Annotated in this window: 18 protein-coding genes; 12 read left to right on the forward strand and 6 right to left on the reverse strand. The window is 65.8% G+C overall.

Translation table 11 applies throughout. The features are described from left to right. Nucleotides 1-81 precede the first annotated feature (81 nt). From V9L21_RS22355 to V9L21_RS22365, 3 genes are read left to right on the forward strand one after another with little or no spacing between them, the layout of a single operon-like run. Nucleotides 82-684 carry a DUF1326 domain-containing protein gene (locus tag V9L21_RS22355; RefSeq protein WP_337315067.1) on the forward strand — a complete coding sequence of 201 codons (603 nt, stop codon included), beginning with the start codon at nt 82-84 and terminating at the stop codon, nt 682-684. Then, nucleotides 681-1484, forward strand: a complete 804-nt coding sequence (locus tag V9L21_RS22360) for a DUF2182 domain-containing protein (protein WP_337315068.1) — start codon at nt 681-683, stop codon at nt 1482-1484. Before V9L21_RS22355 ends, V9L21_RS22360 begins: the two co-directional genes overlap by 4 nt. Then, a complete protein-coding gene (locus V9L21_RS22365; protein WP_337315069.1) occupies nt 1477-2364 on the forward strand; it encodes a DMT family transporter in 888 nt (295 codons plus the stop codon). Before V9L21_RS22360 ends, V9L21_RS22365 begins: the two co-directional genes overlap by 8 nt. A 20-nt stretch (nt 2365-2384) precedes the next feature. Here the strand turns inward: V9L21_RS22365 and V9L21_RS22370 are convergent, their stop codons facing one another. The 6 genes from V9L21_RS22370 to V9L21_RS22395 form a co-directional block, all read right to left on the reverse strand. Beyond that, the gene (locus tag V9L21_RS22370; RefSeq protein WP_337315070.1) at nt 2385-3443 is read right to left on the reverse strand and encodes a malate/lactate/ureidoglycolate dehydrogenase; all 1059 of its coding nucleotides are present in this window, start codon (nt 3441-3443) and stop codon (nt 2385-2387) included. 144 nt (nt 3444-3587) lie between these two features. Further along, complete coding sequence (locus V9L21_RS22375) at nt 3588-5114, reverse strand: UxaA family hydrolase (protein ID WP_337315071.1); 1527 nt, start codon at nt 5112-5114, stop codon at nt 3588-3590. A 24-nt stretch (nt 5115-5138) separates the two neighbouring features. Next, a complete protein-coding gene (locus V9L21_RS22380) occupies nt 5139-6533 on the reverse strand; it encodes a TRAP transporter large permease (protein WP_337315072.1) in 1395 nt (464 codons plus the stop codon). Between the two features lie 19 nt (nt 6534-6552). Next, nucleotides 6553-7113, reverse strand: coding sequence for a TRAP transporter small permease (locus V9L21_RS22385; protein WP_337315073.1), 561 nt, complete (start codon nt 7111-7113; stop codon nt 6553-6555). Between the two features lie 136 nt (nt 7114-7249). Then, nucleotides 7250-8248: a sialic acid TRAP transporter substrate-binding protein SiaP gene (locus tag V9L21_RS22390; RefSeq protein ID WP_157611938.1), complete on the reverse strand. Its 999-nt coding sequence runs from the start codon at nt 8246-8248 to the stop codon at nt 7250-7252. A gap of 47 nt (nt 8249-8295) precedes the next feature. Beyond that, nucleotides 8296-9003, reverse strand: a complete 708-nt coding sequence (locus V9L21_RS22395) for a FadR/GntR family transcriptional regulator (protein WP_337315074.1) — start codon at nt 9001-9003, stop codon at nt 8296-8298. Nucleotides 9004-9135: 132 nt separating this feature from the next. Here V9L21_RS22395 and V9L21_RS22400 point away from each other — a divergent pair, with 132 nt between their 5' ends. The 9 genes from V9L21_RS22400 to V9L21_RS22440 all read left to right on the forward strand — a co-directional run bounded on the left by V9L21_RS22400 (nt 9136) and on the right by V9L21_RS22440 (nt 17024). Then, complete coding sequence (locus tag V9L21_RS22400) at nt 9136-9870, forward strand: SDR family oxidoreductase (RefSeq protein ID WP_337315075.1); 735 nt, start codon at nt 9136-9138, stop codon at nt 9868-9870. After that, complete coding sequence (locus V9L21_RS22405) at nt 9867-10613, forward strand: SDR family NAD(P)-dependent oxidoreductase (protein ID WP_337315076.1); 747 nt, start codon at nt 9867-9869, stop codon at nt 10611-10613. Before V9L21_RS22400 ends, V9L21_RS22405 begins: the two co-directional genes overlap by 4 nt. 31 nt (nt 10614-10644) lie before the next feature. After that, nucleotides 10645-11493, forward strand: coding sequence for a fumarylacetoacetate hydrolase family protein (locus V9L21_RS22410; RefSeq protein WP_337315077.1), 849 nt, complete (start codon nt 10645-10647; stop codon nt 11491-11493). A gap of 133 nt (nt 11494-11626) precedes the next feature. Then, complete coding sequence (locus V9L21_RS22415; RefSeq protein ID WP_337315078.1) at nt 11627-12409, forward strand: GntR family transcriptional regulator; 783 nt, start codon at nt 11627-11629, stop codon at nt 12407-12409. Nucleotides 12410-12429: 20 nt separating this feature from the next. After that, nucleotides 12430-13635 (forward strand): ABC transporter substrate-binding protein, encoded by a 1206-nt coding sequence (locus V9L21_RS22420; RefSeq protein ID WP_337315079.1) that lies wholly within the window; start codon nt 12430-12432, stop codon nt 13633-13635. Nucleotides 13636-13648: 13 nt separating this feature from the next. Then, nucleotides 13649-14521 carry a branched-chain amino acid ABC transporter permease gene (locus V9L21_RS22425; RefSeq protein WP_337315080.1) on the forward strand — a complete coding sequence of 291 codons (873 nt, stop codon included), beginning with the start codon at nt 13649-13651 and terminating at the stop codon, nt 14519-14521. Next, nucleotides 14518-15498, forward strand: a complete 981-nt coding sequence (locus V9L21_RS22430; RefSeq protein ID WP_337315081.1) for a branched-chain amino acid ABC transporter permease — start codon at nt 14518-14520, stop codon at nt 15496-15498. The genes V9L21_RS22425 and V9L21_RS22430 overlap by 4 nt, the downstream gene beginning before the upstream one ends. Then, nucleotides 15491-16252: an ABC transporter ATP-binding protein gene (locus V9L21_RS22435; RefSeq protein ID WP_337315082.1), complete on the forward strand. Its 762-nt coding sequence runs from the start codon at nt 15491-15493 to the stop codon at nt 16250-16252. Before V9L21_RS22430 ends, V9L21_RS22435 begins: the two co-directional genes overlap by 8 nt. Before the next feature lie 61 nt (nt 16253-16313). Then, entirely contained in the window at nt 16314-17024 is a 711-nt protein-coding gene (locus V9L21_RS22440; RefSeq protein ID WP_337315083.1) for an ABC transporter ATP-binding protein, read from the forward strand. Nucleotides 17025-17055: the final 31 nt, after the last annotated feature.

Consider the following 17055-nt stretch of genomic DNA (forward strand, 5'->3'; position numbering starts at 1 on the left):
CGAGGCGTACGATCAGCGCCCCCTTGCCGCTGAGTCGCGGCGACAAGCCTGTGTTCGCGTAGCTTCTGAACGGAGGTTCGTATGAGCTATCACCTGGAAGGTCGCCTGCTCGAGGTTTGCAACTGCAATGTCCTGTGTCCCTGCTGGATCGGCGAGGACCCCGACAACGGCACCTGCGACACCATCGTCGCGTGGCGCATCGACAAGGGAACCATCGACGGCATCGACGTCGGCGGCAACACCATCGCAGCCGTGGCCCACGTGCCCGGAAACATCCTCCAAGGCAACTGGACGGCGGCCATCTTCGTCGACGACAACGCCTCCAAGGAGCAGGAAGAAGCGCTGCTCAAGGTTTACACCGGGCAAGCCGGCGGGCCGATCGCCGACCTGGCCAAGCTCATCGGCGAGGTCGTGTCGGTCGAGCGGGCGCCCATTCGCTTTACGGTGAACGAAGGCAAGGGCGAGCTGGAGATCGGCACCGACTACTACGCCGAACTCGAGCCCTACCGCGGCGCCACCGGCGGCCAGACCACGCTGTCCGACACCGTGTTTTCCACGGTGCCGGGCGCGCCGGTGTTCGTCGGCAAGGCGCCCACCTACCGATCGAAGAACCCCGCCCTCGGCATCGACCTCGACATCAAGAACCACAACGCGCTGCAGAGCACCTTCGTCTTCGACTCATGAGCGCCACGCCGGCCAATGCCGTCCGGCACCGCCGCGTGTTCCTGCCGGTTCTTGCCGCGCTCGCCACGCTCGCGTGGCTGGTGTTGTGGGCCTGGGCACGCAGCCCTTACGGACGCTATCTCGAACATGGCGACTGGACTGTCTCCGGCCCGGCCGCCTTCCTGTGCCAGGTCGTCCCGGCCGGCGGCGTGGTCGTGCCTGCCGTGCTCTACGCTGCGGCGTGGGTCCTCATGACGGCCGCCATGATGCTGCCGACCACGCTGCCGCTGTTCAACGCCTTCGACCGGCTGACCGCCGGGCGGGCCGACCACGCACGCCTGCTCACCATGCTGGGGCTCGGCTACATGGCGGTGTGGGGCGCCTTCGGCCTGCTGGCGCACGGGCTCCACAGCGCGGTGCTGGCACTGCTGGCCAGCGCGCCCACGTTGGCCTGGCACGGCTGGGTCATCGGTGCCGCGACCATTGCGCTGGCCGGCGCCTTCCAGTTCAGCCGCCTCAAGCACCAGTGCCTGGAGAAGTGCCGAACGCCTCTGAGCTTCGTCATCGAGCACTGGCGCGGCCATGCGCAAACCCGCCAGGCATTCGCCCTGGGCATGCACCACGGCCTCTTCTGCGTCGGCTGCTGCTGGGCGCTCATGCTGTTGATGTTCGCGCTCGGCACCGGCAGCCTTGGGTGGATGCTGCTGCTGGCCGTGGTCATGGCACTGGAGAAGAACGTTTCCTGGGGCCATCGGCTGAGCGCGCCGCTCGGGTTCGCGCTACTGGGATGGGCTGTCTTCATGGTGGCGAGCCATGTCTGAAGTTGTGTCCGAGGCACGCCGCGGCCCGTCCGCCCTGCAGACCATCGCCCTGACGGCGGTGGCCATGCTCGCGTTCGCGGCCAACTCGCTGTTGTGCAGGCTCGCGCTGCAGCGGCAGGGTATCGATCCGGCCAGCTTCGGCAGCATCCGACTGGTTTCCGGTGCAATCACGCTCCTGCTTGTCGTGCAGCTGAGGTCGCGGCCGCCTTCGGCCGCCCGAGCCGACTGGCTCGCTGCCGCCATGTTGTTTGCCTATGTGGCTTTCTTTTCTTTTGCTTACCTCAGCCTTTCCGCGGGCACGGGCGCGCTGATCCTGTTCGGCGCGGTTCAGCTCACCATGCTGGGCGCCGGCCTTGGCGCGGGCGAGCGCTTCGGACCCGTCGCTTGGCTCGGCTTCGTGCTGGCGGCGGGCGGGCTGGTCTACCTGGTGTTGCCCGGTGTTGCCGCACCGCCGCTCCTGGGCGCCGTGCTGATGGCCGTCGCCGGCGTGGCGTGGGGCGTGTATTCGCTCCGCGGCCGTGGCGTGCCCAACCCCTTGGCCGCCACCTCGCGCAACTTCTTGCGGGCGGTGCCGCTGGCCTTGGCGCTCAGCGTCGTTTTCGTGGCGCGAGCCCATGCGGACGCAACCGGCATCGCGTTGGCCGTGGCCTCCGGCGCGCTGACGTCGGGCCTCGGCTATGTGGTCTGGTATGCAGCGCTGGCCCGTCTTTCGGCCATGCAGGCTGCCACCGTGCAGCTTTCGGTGCCGCTCCTGGCTGCGTTCGGCGGGGTGCTGCTGCTCTCGGAAGCAATCACGCCGCGGCTGGCGGCCGCGTCGGTGGCCATCCTGGGTGGCATTGCCATCGTGCTGAGCCAGAAGTCGCGCAACGCACGCCGCTAGATGAGCGGGAGCGCGGGTTTCTACGCGATTGCTACGCCTACCTTGGAACCGGCCGCGACGATTTCTCCCCACGTTGCATCGTCCAGCCAGATGCCGCTGCGCTCGCGCGCCGCACGTGCGGCGCGCTCGGGTTCGCCCGCGATCTGCACCTGGTCGAAGCCTGCGCCCGGTGGGCTCTGGCGCAGCCAGTCGACGAAGGCTGTCGCTTCCTGCGCGAAGCTTTCCTGCGTTCCCAGCTTCGCGGGATCGATCAGGATGGTCAGCATGCCGTTGAGCACCGTGCGCGCCGTATCGGCCGGGCGGTGCCAGGTGCCGCCGCCGGTGAGCGCACCGCCCAGCAACTCGCAGGCCATGGCCATGCCGTAGCCCTTGTGCTCGCCGAAAGTCATGAGCGCGCCGAAGAGCCCGTTCGATTGCGGCACCACCACCACGCCCGGGTCATTGGTCGGCGCGCCGCGCTCGTCGATCAGGTAGCCGTCGGGCACCTGCTCGCCCTTGTTGTGCGCAACGCGCATCTTTCCCTGTGCCACGCGGCTGGTCGCAAAGTCGAGCAGAAAGGGCTCGGCCCCTGCCAGCGGAATGCCGATGCAGCACGGGTTGGTACCAAAGCGCCCGTCGCCGCCGCCCCATGGCGCCACCACGGGCCGCGAGAGCACGTTGACGAAGTGCATCGACACCAGGCCTTCAGCCGTTGCCATTTCGGCAAAGTGCCCGATGCGGCCCAGGTGGTGCGCATTCGCGAGCGTGAAGATGCAGCTACCGTGCTGCCTTGCCCGCGCGATGCCGAGTTCCATTGCCTGCACGCCCACGATCTGCCCGTAGCCATGCTGGCCGTCGAGCGCGAGCAGCGTGCCGATGTCGGCATTGACCTTGACCGAGGCATTGGGCACAAGCCCGCCTTCGGCCACCGCATCGACATAGCGCGGCAGCATGCCCACGCCATGCGAATCATGGCCGCTCAGGTTGGCGAGCACCAGGTTGGCCGCCACCTGTTCGGCTTCGGCCGGCGTGCTGCCGGCGGCAGTCAGGATTTGCGCGCATTGCGATCGCAACGTAGCGGCGGGAAGGGTCTTGGGCATCAGTTGACTCCATGGGTTTGATCAAGGGCCGCGCAGCAAGGCCCGTTCGTGAAACACCGCGGAACCGGCTTTGCCGGGCCGCTGGTGTTGCCCCCGGTAGGGGGAGGGAGAAGCGACACGAAGTGCGCGTAGCCTGGGGGCGAGCTACATGACTGCGCCGACTTGCCACGGCACGAATTCGTTCTGGCCGTAGCCATGTTTCTCGCTCTTCGACGGTTCGCCGGACGCGGTCGCCAGCACCAACTCGAAGATGCGCTGGCCCATCTCCTGGATCGAACTGCTGCCGTCCACGATCTCGCCGCAGTTGATGTCCATGTCCTCTTCCTGCCGCTGCCACAGCGCCGAGTTGGTCGCGAGCTTGAGCGAAGGAGAGGGTGCGCAGCCGTAGGCCGAGCCGCGCCCGGTCGTGAAGCAGATGATGTTCGCGCCGCCGGCCACTTGGCCCGTGGCGCTTACCGGGTCGTAGCCCGGCGTGTCCATGTAGACGAAGCCGTGCGCCGTCACCGGCTCGGCATATTCGTACACCGCCTCGAGGTTGCTGGTGCCGCCCTTGGCCACCGCACCTAGCGACTTCTCGAGAATCGTCGTGAGACCGCCCGCCTTGTTGCCCGGCGAGGGGTTGTTGTTCATCTCGCCTTCGTTGATCTCGGTGTAGTGCTCCCACCACTTGATGCGGTCCACCAGCTTCTGGCCGACCTCGCGCCGCACCGCGCGGCGCGTGAGCAGGTGCTCGGCGCCATAGACCTCGGGCGTTTCACTCAAGATGGCCGTGCCGCCATGCGCCACCAGCAGGTCGACCGCCGCACCTAGCGCCGGGTTGGCGCTGATGCCCGAATAGCCGTCGGAGCCGCCGCACTGCAGGCCGATGGTGATGTGCGCCGCGCTGCACGGTTCGCGCTTCACCGCGTTGGCGCGCGGCAGCATCTCGTTGATGAGCGCAATGCCTTTCTCCACCGTCTTGCGCGTGCCGCCGGTGTCCTGGATGTTGAAGGTGCGAAAGTTCTCGCCCTCGGCCAGGTGGCCCGTTGCGAGCCAGGCGTTGATCTGGTTCGCCTCGCAGCCCAGGCCCACCACCAGCACGCCCGCAAAGTTGGGGTGCGTGGCATAGCCCGTGAGCGTGCGCTCCAGAATCTGCATGCCCATGCCTTGCGTGTCCATGCCGCAGCCCGTGCCGTGCGTGAGCGCCACGATGCCGTCGACGTTTGGGTAGTCCGCCAGCGCAGCCGGATTGGTTTTGCGCGAAAAGTGGTCCGCAATGGCGCGCGCCGCGGTGGCCGAGCAGTTCACGCTCGTCAGCACGCCGATGTAGTTGCGCGTGGCCACGCGGCCGTCCGCCCGCTTGATGCCCATGAAGGTGGCCTCGCGCTTTGCGGTGGGCGGCTTCACGTCGGCGCCAAAGGCGTAGTCGCGCTCGAAGTCGCCCTTGTCCCGGCCCATGTCGAGGTTGTGCGTGTGCACATGCTCGCCGGCCGCAATGGGCTTGCTCGCAAAGCCGATGATCTGGTTGTAGCGGCGCACCGGTTCACCCGCGGCAATGGCGTGCGTCGCCACCTTGTGGCCGGCGGGAATGAGGCCGCGCACGGCGAAGTCTTCGACCTTGGCGCCGCCGACCAGCTGGCTGCGCGCGATCACGACATCGTCGGCCGGATGCAGGCGAATGAAGGGATTCATCGTGGAACTCGTGTTGTGTGGTGACTAGAAGAACATTTTGGGCAACCACAGTACCAATGAAGGCACATAGGTAATCACGACCAAGGCCAGCAGCAGCGGAATGAGCCACGGCAAGATCGCCATCGTCGTGCGCTCGAAGCTCAGCCCCGCCACGCGCGCCAGCACGAACAGCACCATGCCCATCGGCGGATGCAGCAGGCCAATCATCAGGTTCAGCACCATCACCAGGCCGAAGTGGATTGGGTCGACGCCCAGCTGCGTGGCAATCGGCAGCAGGATGGGAACCAGAATGGTGATGGCGGCGGTGGGCTCCAGGAAGCAGCCCACGAACAGCATCAGCAGGTTGGCCAGCAGCAGAAACACCCAGGCTTCCTTGGTGAAGCCCAGCACCCAGCTGGCGATGTCGGTGGTCACGCCGGTAGCGGTGAGCATCCAGCCGAAGATGGAGGCAGCCGCCACGATGAACAGCACGGTCGATGTGGTCTCGATGGTGTCGAGGCACACCTTGACGAACATCTTCCACGAGAGCGTCTTGTACCAGGCAAAGCCCAGGATCATGGCCCATACGCAGGCGGCAATTGCGCCCTCTGTGGGCGTGAAAAGGCCCGTGCTCATGCCGCCGATCAGCAGCACCGGGGTCATGATGGGCAGCAGCGCTTCGAACTTGAAGATCCTGTCGAGCACGAAGAGCGACGCCAGGCCCGCAAACACGGTGAGCTGCGGCGGCGTGCCCAGCTTCGAAACCAGGAGCCAGATGAGGAGCGGCCAGCCGACCACCACAGCCAGCTCGCACATCGCCTTGAAGAAGCGCGTGCTCGAGAACTTGACGTCGCCGCCCCAGCCGTTGCGGTGGGCAAAGTAAGCCACCGTCAGCATCATCAATATGGCCAGCAGTACGCCCGGCAGGATGCCCGCAAGGAACAGCGCCCCCACCGACACGTTGGCCATCATCCCGTAGATCACGAATGGCAGGCTCGGGGGAATGATCGGGCCCAGCGTGGCCGAAGCCGCGGTCACGCCCACCGCGAATTCGGTCGAATAGCCGTGCTCCTTCATCGCCTTGATCTCGATCGTGCCCAGGCCCGCGGCATCGGCAATGGCGGTGCCGCTCATGCCCGCGAAGATCACCGAGCCCAGCACGTTCACATGGCCGAGGCCCCCCTTGAGCCAACCCACCAGCGCCAGCGCGAAGTTGTAGATGCGGGTGGTGATGCCCGCGTTGTTCATCAGGTTGCCGGCCAGGATGAAGAAGGGCACCGCCAGCAGCGGAAAGCTGTCGATGCCGCTCACCATGCGGTGGATGACGACGAACGGCGGCAGGCTGCCGCTCACGAGGATGTAGGCCAGCGAGGCGCCGGCCATGGCCACGGCCACCGGAATGCCGCCCGCCATGAAGACCAGGAAGAATATTTTCAGCATGCAGTTGTTCTCGTCGGGATCAGCGGTCGGCCAGGGTGGATTCGGGTCGTTCGAGCACGCTGTAGCCGCGCTTCCAGTGAGTGCGCGCCACCTGGATGGAGCGCCAGGTCATCGCGATGAAGCCGAACAGGCACAGGCCGTAGACGATGTTCATCGGCGCATCGACGATCGTCATGCGCGTGGTGTTGCCGATCTTCAGCATCATCTGCACCGTCATGACCACGGCCGCAATGAAGAAGGCGGTGCGCAGCACGTCGACCGCGCGAGACATCCATCGGCCCATGGCCGCGGGCATGTGGCGGTAGAAGAAATCGACCTGGATCTGGTTGTTCTTTGCGACGCCGATTGCGGCGCCGATGAAGACCACCGCAATCAGCATGTAGCGTGCCACTTCCTCGGTCCACGCGGCCGAATCGTTCATCACATAGCGCGTGACGAACTGGTAGAACACCGTGAGCCCGAGCATCCAGAAGATCGCGAGCGAGATCCAGCCTTCGGCGATGGTGTGGGAAAGGTCGACGACCTCGTCTTCCGCGTGGAAGTGGCCCTCGTCATCAATGATTTTCTTGTCGTCAGTCAATGCAATCTCCTGGTCGGCTCCAGCGGCAAGCAAAGCGAAGCCCCTTCGGGAGACACCGCGGAACCGGCTTTGCCGGGCCGCTGGTGTCGCCCCCTCGAGGGGGAGGCGGCTACACGAAGTGAGCCGCTTCGGGGGGTTACTTGATTGCTGTGATGCGGTCGTAATCCTGCTGGCGATAGCCGTGGTCAGTGGGCTTGGTGTTCTTCAGCACGGCTTCGCGGAACGCGGCCTTGTCCACCGTGATCACGTTGTTGCCCTTCTTCTTGAACTCTTCGACCAGGCGGGCTTCCGAAGCGATGATGTCGCGGCCGGTCTTTTCAGCGGCCTCTTGCATCACCTCGGTGAAAATCTTCTTCTCGTCGGCCGAAAGCTTGCCCCACAGCTGGCCGGAGGTCACCGTCAGCAGTGAGTCGACGATGTGGCCCGTGAGCGAGATGTTCTTCTGCACCTCGAAGAACTTCTTGGCCTCGATGGTCGGCAGCGGGTTTTCCTGCGCATCGACTGTGTTGTTCTGCAGCGCGAGGTAGACCTCGGCAAAGGCAATGGGCGTGGCGTTGGCACCCAGCGCCTTGGGGAAGGCCAGGTAGGCCGGCGCGTCGGGCACGCGGATTTTCAGGCCCTTCATGTCCTCCGGCTTGGTCACCGGCTTGGCCGCGCTCGAAGTGACATGGCGCGCGCCGTAGTAGTTGAGCGCCGTGATGTGGTTGCCGCTCTTGTCGTCGTAGCCCTTGGCAAGCTCCTTGAACACATCGCTCTTCGCGTACTTCAGCAGATGCTCCGCGTCGCGGAAGATGAACGGAAAGTAGGTCACGGCCAGCGGCTTGTAGGTGTTGCCCGCAAAGCTCGCGCCCGTGAGCACGATGTCGACCGTGCCGAGCGTCATGCCCTGGTTGATGTCCGCTTCCTTGCCCAGGCTGGATGCCGGGAACACCTGGATGTCGTACTTGCCGTTGGTGCGCTTCTTGATCTCTTCGGCAGCCCACACGGAGTACTTGTGGAACGGCTCCGAGGTTTCGTACACGTGCGCCCACTTGAGCTTGGTTTGCGCACCGGCCATGCCGGCGGTGCCCAGCGCGGTGGCTGCCAGGGTGCAGGCGGCGATGGCTTTCAGGGTGTTGCGTTTGCTGCTGTTCATCGGTTTGTCTCCGTTGTAGTGGCTGAAAGAAAAATGCTGCTGGCGATTCAGGAAGTTTTTGCGCGGCGCCAGCTCGCGCTGAATCTCTGGTGCGAGTTGTCCATGTGGATGTGCATTGCGGCGCGCGCGCCCTCGGCGTCATGCGCGGCCACCGCGTCGCGAATGGCCTCGTGCTCTGCAATGGCCGAGCGCCACGACGGCACCGTCTCGAAGTAGCCACCCAGGCGCGTGAAGATCGGCCCGTTGCGCGAGTCCCAGAAGCTCTGCACCGTTTCCACCAGCACCGCATTGCCGCTGGCCGAAACGATGGCCACGTGGAACGCGCGGTCGCCGTCCAGCGGCAGCACTTCGCGGTCGGCAAGCTCGCGCATCAGCTCGATGGCGCGGCTCATGGCGTCGATGTCCTTGCGCTTGCCGATGGTGGCCGCAATGGCGGCGGTTTCGCCTTCGATCACACGGCGCGCGCGAATCAGCTCCAGCGGCCCCCATTCGGTGGGCGCCACCGGCTTGCTTGCGCGGTGCGAGCGGTCGAGCACATACACGCCCGAGCCCGTACGAACCTCGACCCAGCCTTCGACTTCGAGCGCAATCAGCGCCTCGCGCACCGAAGGCCGGCTTACGCCGAGCTGCTTGGCCAGGTCGCGTTCGGCCGGCAGCCGCGCGCCGACCGCGAACTCGCCCTGGCCGATCAGCCCGCGGAGCTGGTCGGCAATCTGGCGGTACAAGCGCTGGGGTTCGACGGTCTGTAGCGGCACGAGGGGGCTTGTTGTTAAGGGTTGTCCTGAATTGGACAAGTGGTAAGGCCAATTCAGAATACGATCCGCACCGCGCCATTGCCATCAGGCCAAACCCTGAACGGCCGGTTCCCATCTTTCTAGGAGACATGCATGAGACTCAAGGGCAAGACCGTGCTCGTGACGGCAGCCGGACAAGGCATTGGCCACGCGAGCGTGCTCGCCATGGCCGCCGAAGGCGCACAGGTCTGGGCAACCGACGTGAACGAAAAGCTGCTCGAGCGCTACGCCGGCGTAGCCAACGTTCGCACGGCCAGGCTCGACGTGCTCGACAAGGACGCCATCGGCGCCTTCTTCAAGAGTCTTCCCGCGCTCGACGTGCTGTTCAACTGCGCGGGCGTGGTGCACAACGGCACCGCGCTCGACGCCACCGACAAGGACCTGGAGTTCGCGTTCAACCTGAACGTGCGCGCGCAGTTCTGGACGATCCAGGCCGCGCTGCCCGGCATGCTGGCCGCGGGGCGGGGCAGCATCATCAACATGGCGAGCGTGTGCTCCAGCATGAAGGGGTTGCCCAACCGTTTCGTCTATGGCACCACCAAGGCCGCAGTGCTCGGCCTCACCAAGAGCGTGGCGGCCGACTTCGTGGCGCGCGGCATCCGCTGCAATGCGGTGTGCCCCGGCACGGTCGATACACCGTCGCTCGGCGAACGCATCAACGCCAATGAAGACCCGGACGCCGCCCGCAAGGCCTTCATTGCCCGCCAGCCCATGGGGCGGCTCGCGCAAGCCGAAGAAATTGCACCCGTGGTGGTGTTCCTGGCCAGCGACGAATCGGTGTTTGCAACAGGCCAGGCCTTCACGGTAGACGGCGGCATCACCATATGAACCAGCTCGACTTCGCCGGCCGCCATGCCGTGGTGACCGGCGGCGCGGCTGGGCTGGGCTACGGCATTGCCGAGCGGCTGATCGCATCGGGCGGCAGCGTCACGCTGTGGGACCGCGACGAGGCCGCGGCGCACAAGGCTGCTGCTGCGCTCGGGTCCAAGGCGTTCGCACTGCAGGTCGACGTGGCGCAGCAGCCTTCGGTGGCAGCCGCCGTCGCGGCCACGCTGGCGCAATCGCCGCGCATCGATGCGCTGGTCAACAGCGCTGGCATTACCGGCCCCAACACCAAGCTCTGGGACTATCCGGTGGACGATTGGCGGCAGGTGATGGAGGTCAACATCAACGGCGTCTTTCTCTGCTGCCGCGAAGCGGTCGCGCAAATGCGCAAGCAGGGCTATGGCCGCATCGTCAACATCGCCTCGGTGGCGGGCAAGGAGGGCAACCCCAACGCCAGCGCCTACAGTGCGAGCAAGGCCGCCGTCATTGCGCTCACCAAGTCGCTGGGCAAGGAGCTGGCCGACACCGGTATTCGCGTCAACTGCGTAACGCCTGCGGCCGTAAAGACCGCCATCTTCGACCAGATGACACCGGAGCACATCGCGTTCATGCTCTCGAAAATTCCGATGGGCCGCTTCGGCACGGTGCAAGAGGTGGCCGCGATGGTCGGCTGGCTCTGCACCGAAGATTGCTCGTTTTCCACCGGCGCCGTGTTCGACCTCTCCGGCGGCCGCTCCACTTACTGATCAATCAGTCTCCCCCCCAAGAAAGGACAACATGAAACTCGTTCGCTATGGCAACCCCGGCAAGGAAAAGCCCGGCCTCATCGACGACGAAGGCCGCCTGCGCGACCTGAGCTCGGTGGTCAAGGACATCGGGCCTGAGCAACTCGGCGACGCCGCGATTGCCAAGCTGCGCAAGCAGAAGATCGACAAGCTGCCGCTGGTCAAGGGCAAGCCGCGTTTCGGCAGCCCCGTGGCCAACGTCGGCAAGTTCATTGCCATCGGCCTGAACTACGCCGACCATGCGGCCGAGTCGGGACTGCCGATTCCCGCGGAACCGGTGGTCTTCATGAAGGCGACCAGCTGCATCCAGGGCCCGAACGATCCGGTCATGCTGCCCAAGAACTCGGTCAAGAGCGACTGGGAAGTGGAGCTTGGCGTGGTCATCGGCACGCGCGCCCGCTACGTCTCGCAAAAGGACGCGCTCAACTTCGTGGCCGGCTACTGCACCATCAACGACGTGAGCGAGCGCGAGTTCCAGATCGAGCGCGGCGGCACCTGGGACAAGGGCAAGGGCTGCGACACCTTCGGCCCCATCGGCCCGTGGCTGGTAACGCGCGACGAAGTGCCCAACCCGCAAAAGCTGTCGATGTGGCTCGACCTCAACGGCAAGCGCATGCAGACCGGCAGCACCAAGACCATGATCTTCAGCATTGCCAAGATCGTGAGCTACCTGAGCCAGTTCATGACGCTCCTGCCCGGCGACGTCATCACCACCGGCACGCCGCCCGGCGTGGGCCTGGGCATGAAGCCGCCGCTCTACCTGAAGAAGGGCGACGTGATGACGCTGGGCATCGAAGGGCTGGGCGAGCAGCGCCAGGAAGTGATTCCGTTCAAGCTGTAAGCAGTAAAGAGAGAAGCCACAAACGGCGCGGCGGGCGATGTCCCGGCGCGCCGTTTCTCTTTGCTCAGTTGCCGTTTTAAATGTCCCATTGACAGAACATTGAAACTGCAAAAACATCAAAGGCATGTCGCAAATGCCTTTGCCGAAGTACCACCAGATCTATCTGGTCCTGCGTGAGCAGCTGCACGAAGGGCGTTTTGCGGAGGGGTTGCCGGGCGAACTCGCGCTCATGGCGCAGTTCGGCGTGGCGCGCGTCACGGTGCGCCGCGCGCTCGAACAGCTCTCGTCCGAAGGGCTGATCGCACGCAACCCCGGCCGCCGCACGCGCGCTCTGCCGCCGCCAGGGGCGGGCGAGTCGTCCGGCGCAAAGAACCTGGAGCGCGCCAACCTGCGCGGCCTGCTCGAGAACCTGGTCACCATGGGCCTGCACACCTCCGTGAAGGTGATCGAGGTCGCAACCATCACGGCCTCTACGCAAGTGGCCGAGGCGCTGCAGCTGCAGCTGGGCGATGCCGTGCAAAAGGCGGTGCGCGTGCGCTCCACCAAGGAGGGCCCGCTCTCCCACATCACCACCTACGTGCCCGACACCATCGCGCGCCGCTTCGGCCGCCGCGAGCTGTCGAAGAAGCCGATCCTCGTGCTGCTGGAGGAGTCGGGCGTCAAGGTGGGCCGCGCGCACCAGACCATTTCCGCGCGCCTGGCAGACAACGTGCTTGCGCAGCATCTCGACGTGTCGGTCGGCTCGGCCCTGCTCGCGGTGCGCCGCCTCATCTACGACGAAGACGAGCGGCCCGTGCAGTGGCTGCACGGCCTCTACCGCCCCGACCGCTACACCTACGAAATGCAGCTCTCCCGCGTGGGCAGCATCGACGCGAAGGTGTGGGTCAGCAAAGACGTGTCAGCCAAGTTCAACTGAAGAGAAAAGGAAAGCCCACCATGCAGAACCGCCGCAGTTTCGTGTCGCAGTCCGCCGCCCTGGCGACCGCCGTCGCCTTCCCGCTCGTGGCCGGCGCGCAGCCCAAGACCGTCAAGGTCGGCGTGCTGCATCCGGTGACCGGTGCGCTCGCCTACTCGGGGCAGCAGTGCCGCCTGGGTGCGCTGATGGCCATCGAGGACATCAACGCGGCGGGCGGCATCAAGTCGCTCGGCGGCGCGAAGCTCGAAGCCCTGCTGGGCGATGCGCAGTCGCAGCCGCAGGCGGGGGCTGCCGAGGTCGAGAAGATGAACGAGGCCGGCGTGTCCGCCATCGTGGGCGCCTACGCCTCGGCCATCTGCCTGGCGACAACGCAGGCCGCGGCCAAGTACAACCTGCCGCACGTGGTGGACGTGGGCGTGGCCGACCAGATCGTGGAGCGCGGCCTGAAGAACACCTTCCGCTTCGGCCCGGGCTACAAGAAGTCGACCGAGGTGGCCATGGCCAACCTGCTGGTGCTCAACAAGGCCGCTGGCAACCCGGCCAAGACGGTGATGATCATCCACGAGGAGTCGCTCTTCGGCGCCGGCACTGCACAGCTGCTCTCGCGCGAACTGCCGGGCTACGGCTTCGAGGTGAAGGAGGTGGTGAAGCATGCCAACCCCACGCGCGACTTCAACAACATCGTGCTGCGCATGAAGTCGATCAACCCCGACATCGTGATCCCGGCCAACTACTACAACGAGTACGCACTGCTGGTGCGCACCATGCAGCAGCAGAAGGTGGTGCCCAAGGCGATCTTCTCGGTGCTGGGCGGCGCGGCGTCAAGCTACAAGTTCGTGAAGGAATTTCCGGACGCAGCCAACGGCATCATCGACTGCAACCACTGGTTCAACCCCAAGGACAAGCGCGCGCAGGAGCTGCGCAAGCGCGTGGAGGCCAAGGGCCAGTTCTTCAGCTACGAAATCTTCATGACCTACGCGTCGATGTGGCTCCTGGCCGATGCGCTGGAGCGCGCCAAGTCCGCCGAGCGCGCGGCCATCGTCGATGCGCTCGAGAAGAGCACCTTCTCGAACCACTTCATGCCCTACGGTCCGACAAAGTTCCTCAACGGCCAGAACGAGGGCGCGCAGCCGCTCATGACGCAGGTGGTGAAGAACGACATCAAGGTCATCATCCCGCGCGACTACCGCGAGGTGGACCCGGTGTTCCCGCTGCGCACGATCTGAAGCGGAAGGCAGGATGTTCGATTTCAGCATTCTTTTTCCGTCGGTCCTGAACGGGCTGACGACGGGCGCGGTGTATGCACTGATCGCGCTGGGGCTCACGCTGATCTACGGCGTCCTGCACATCATCAACTTCGCGCACGGCGCCAGCCTGATGCTGGCGTTGTACGCGGTGTACTTCCTCAAGGAGCGGCTGGGAATCGATCCGTACCTCGCGCTGCCGATCGTCGTAGCGGGCATGTTCGTGCTCGGCTATGCGCTGCAGCGCGTGGTCATCAACCGCGCGGGCCACGGCAAGGACGAGAACATCCTGCTCGCGACGCTGGGCATCGCCATCGTCATGGAGAACCTTGCGCTGCTGTTCTTCAAATCGGACACGCGCAACATCGACACCGCCTATTCGCTCAGCACCGTCGCCATCGGCCCCGCGATGATCGCGGTGCCCAAGCTCGTGGCCTTCGCGGGTGCGCTCGTGGTCTCGGGCATTCTGTTCTGGATCATGGGCCGTACCGATCTCGGCCGTGCCATCCGGGCGGTTGCCAAGGAGAAGGAGGGCGCCAAGCTCATGGGCATCGACGTGGACCATGTCTACGCGATGAGCTTCGGCATCGGCCTCGCCTGCCTGGGCGCTGCCGCTTGCTTTCTGCTGCCGGCGTACTACGTCAACCCGCAGGTGGGCGGCGGATTCGTGCTGGTGGCGTTCACCATCGTCGTGCTCGGTGGCATGGGCAGCTTCGTGGGGGCGTTGATCGGCGGCTTCCTTGTCGGCATTGTCGAGTCGCTCGGTGGCCTCTACCTCGGTGAATCGCTCGGGCAGATCGGCATCTTCGCGATCTTCATCGGCGTGGTGCTGTTCCGGCCGCAGGGCATGTTTGGAGCCAAGGCATGAGCAGCGCGCACAAACAACTCGCGGGCATTGCGCTTTTCGCGGTGCTGGTCGCTTGCGTGCCGTTTGTCACCAAGTCGGGCGTCACGCTCAACTTCGTGATGATGGCGCTCTACGCCACGCTCATCGCGCAGGCCTGGAACATCCTCGGCGGTTTCGGCGGGCAGTTCTCGTTCGGGCATGCGCTGTTCTTCGGCACCGGGGCGTACATCCAGGCAATCGCGCAATTGCAGGGCGGCATCAACGCCTGGGTCGCGCTGGCGCTCGCCATCGTCGGCGCGGCACTCGTCGGGCTCTTCATGGGCGCGCTCACCTTCCGCTACGGCCTCAAGGGCTCGTACTTCGCGCTGGTCACGCTGGCGTTCGCAGAGGTGTTCCGCATCCTCGCGCTGTCGGTCGATTTCACGGGCGGCGGCGTCGGGCTCATGGTGCCGCTGCGCGAATCGGTGGCCAACCTGCAGTTCTCCTCGCGTGCGGGTTACCTGTGGGTGGTGCTTGCAATGGTCGTCGCGGCGCTGCTGGTTACCTGGTGGCTGCGCAACGGGCGCTTCGGTGCCTACCTGCAGGCGGTGCGCGACAACGAGGACGCGGCGCGCGCCGTCGGCGTCGATCCGTTCCGCGTCAAGCTCGGGGCCATCGGAGTATCCGCGGCGTTCATGGGCGCGGCGGGCGCCTTCTACGTGCAGGTGTTCCAGTACATCGACGCGGGCATCGCCTACGGGCCGGCCGTGTCGATCGAGGCGCTGGTCGCGGCCATCGTCGGCGGCATGGGCACGATGTGGGGCCCGGTGCTCGGTGCGGTCGTGCTGCATGTGCTGTCGGACCTCACGCGCAATCTCTTCGGCGAACTGCCGGGCATCAACATGGTGATCTACGGCACGGTGCTGATGCTTATCGTCATCTTCGTGCCGCGCGGCATCGCTGGCATCGGGCTGTCGGTGCGGCAGCTGTGGAATTCGAAGGGAGGCCGCCATGACTGACGCCCTGCTGGCCATCGACGGCCTGTCGCGCTCCTTCGGCGGCCTCAAGGCCGTGCAGAACGTGAGCCTTTCGGTGCGCGAAGGCAGCCTGAGCGCGCTGATCGGACCGAACGGCGCGGGCAAGACCACGCTGTTCGCGCTGATGTCGGGCTTCCTGAAGCCCGACACCGGCACCGTGCGCTTCGCGGGCGAGGACATCACCGGCCGCGAGCCGCACCGCAATGCCGCGCTGGGCATGACCCGCACCTTCCAGATCGTCAAGCCCTTTGCGGCGCAGACGGTGCGCGAGAACATCGCCGTGGGTGCGCACCTGCATGTGCGCGGCCGTGCCGAGGCGCTGCAGAACGCCGAGGCCGTCGCGCTGCGCGTGGGCCTTGCGCCGCAGTTGGACAAGCCCGCATCCGACCTCACCGTGGCCGGCCGCAAGCGGCTCGAACTGGCGCGCGCGCTTGCCACCAGGCCGCGCCTCCTTCTGCTTGACGAAGTGCTCGCCGGCCTCAACCCGCAGGAGATCGCCGAGATGATGCCGGTGGTGCGCGGCATCGCCGACAGCGGCGTCACGGTGCTGATGATCGAGCACGTCATGCAGGCCGTGATGCACCTGGCCGAACACGTGTGGGTGCTCGCGCAGGGCCAGTTGATCGCCGAGGGCAGCCCGGCGCAAGTGACCTCCGACGACAAGGTCGTCGAAGCCTATCTGGGCCATGGCACCGCGGCGCGGTTGCGCAAGGCCGCATCGGGAGTTGAGGCATGAGCGCGCGCCGGGCCGCTCCCAAGCAAGCTCGCACCGCAGTGCGAAGCACGGAGGTATTCGAATGAGCGCGCTGCTCGAGATTCAAGGCCTGCGCGGCGGCTACGGCCGCGTCGAGGTGCTGCGCGGCGTCGACCTGGAGGTAAACGCGGGCGAGATGGTCGCCCTGCTCGGCAGCAACGGCGCGGGCAAGTCCACGCTCAACAAGATGGTCTGCGGCCTGTGCCCCGCCTGGGCCGGCACGGTGCGCTTCGACGGCAAGGACCTGAGCGGGGCGCACTACCGCGACGTGGTCAAGGCCGGCCTCATCCAGGTGCCCGAAGGCCGCAAGGTGTTTCCCAACCTGAGCGTGCTGGAGAACCTGGAGCTCGGCTCCTTCACCCGCGCCCGCGAGCGGCGCGCGGCCAATGTCGAGAAGATGTTCCACATCTTCCCGCGGCTGCGCGAGCGCATGGCGCAGCACGCCGGCACGATGAGCGGCGGCGAGCAGCAGATGCTGGCCATCGCTCGCGGCCTCATGGCCGAGCCGATTCTGCTGATCCTGGACGAACCCTCGCTCGGCCTGTCGCCCTTGCTGGTCGAAGAAATGTTCTCTCTGATCCGCGAGCTGCGCGACGGCGGCCTCGCGGTGATGCTGGTCGAGCAGAACGTGGGCCAGTCGCTGGAGATCGCCGACCGCGCCTACGTGCTGGAGAACGGCAGCGTGCGCTTCTCGGGCTTGCCCCGCGAATTGCTCGGCAGCGACGAACTGCGGCGCGCCTACCTGGGGCTCTAAGCCCTCAGAAAAACATCCCGATTCCTCGGAG

It is taken from the genome of Variovorax sp. CCNWLW235, assembly GCF_037204085.1.
Classification (GTDB): Bacteria; Pseudomonadota; Gammaproteobacteria; order Burkholderiales; family Burkholderiaceae_C; genus Variovorax.